Source organism: Lactobacillus sp. UMNPBX17, from assembly GCF_002553735.1.
Lineage (GTDB): Bacteria > Bacillota > Bacilli > Lactobacillales > Lactobacillaceae > Lactobacillus > Lactobacillus gallinarum.
In genome coordinates this window covers 1-1,138 of record NZ_PCYT01000152.1, presented here as the reverse complement: position 1 = coordinate 1,138, position 1,138 = coordinate 1, and the positions used below count along the sequence as shown (strand labels likewise).

The window sequence follows — 1,138 nt, the reverse complement described above, 5'->3', positions numbered from 1 at the left end:
AGAAAAGATATAGATTTTATAAAAAGAGGACAAATTACATGAGCAAATTGCCTTTTAAAGTTATTGCCGTAGACATGGATGGTACATTCATGCGTGATAATCAAACTTTTGATCATAAAAGATTTGACCGAATTTTAGATCAAATTCATGAAAATAAAGCCCACTTTATTGTTTCAAGTGGTCGACCATATTCTCGTTTGAGAAAAGATTTCACTGGATTTTTAGATAGAATTGACATGATTGCCGACAATGGCTCACTTCTTATTCAAGATGACAACATTATCAGCACTCACCTATTAACTCACAAAACTACAATGGAATTACTAGAATTTATTCAAATTCATTATCCTGAGAGTTCCGTCATCGTCACTGGCATCAATAGCTCATATACAACGATGGATGCATCCCCTGCCTTTAAGCAAACAATGAACTTCTACTATCCTGATCGTGTGGAAGTACCCGACTTAATGACCGCCGTAAGTCCTCATGATCAAATTACTAAACTAACTTTGAGTTATCGATATGATTTTTCAGCAGAATTAGAAAAGGAATTCAATGCCCACCACGCAGAAAAAATCCACTGTACTTCAAGTGGATTCGGGCTAATGGATATCGTTCCTTATAGCGTCAACAAGGGTATCGCGTTAAAATACTTTTTACGTTACTTCGATGCTAAGCCTAGTGAATTAATTGCGTTTGGCGATGGCATGAACGACAAAGAAATGCTGGAACTCGCCGACTATAGCTATGCTATGGAAAATGCTGAACCTGCACTTAAAAAAGTCGCTAAATATATTGCACCAAGCAATAATGATGATGGTGTTTTGCAAGTGCTAGATAAATATTTGAATGAGTAAAAAGAAAATAGGACTTTCACAATAAAAGTCCTATTTTTTCTTCGCACTTATGCACCTTTTAACTATCTAACAATACATTATTTTGGCAAATTTAGACAATTCTACTCTATTATATGCACCATTTTTTCTACTTTCTGGATGGGGATCTAATCCGATGATAGTAATATCTCTTCGATTAGGGCCGTAAACCCAAAACATTCGCCGAGCTTCACTATTATTATTTTCTCGCCGATTGTAAAATCAAGTTGAACACTTTATAAAAATAAAAGTCCATCTGGACC

At 35.3% G+C, this 1,138-nt stretch carries 1 protein-coding gene; it reads left to right on the top strand.

Annotated elements, in window-relative coordinates:
• Nucleotides 1-38: 38 nt before the first annotated feature.
• A complete protein-coding gene (locus CP368_RS10050; protein WP_087175926.1) occupies nt 39-857 on the top strand; it encodes a Cof-type HAD-IIB family hydrolase in 819 nt (272 codons plus the stop codon).
• Nucleotides 858-1,138: the final 281 nt, after the last annotated feature.

What these genes read in the sequence shown, in the direction of transcription:
- CP368_RS10050 (WP_087175926.1), top strand. Translation starts at nt 39, where the DNA reads ATGAGCAAATTGCCTTTTAAAGTTATTGCCGTAGACATGGATGGTACA.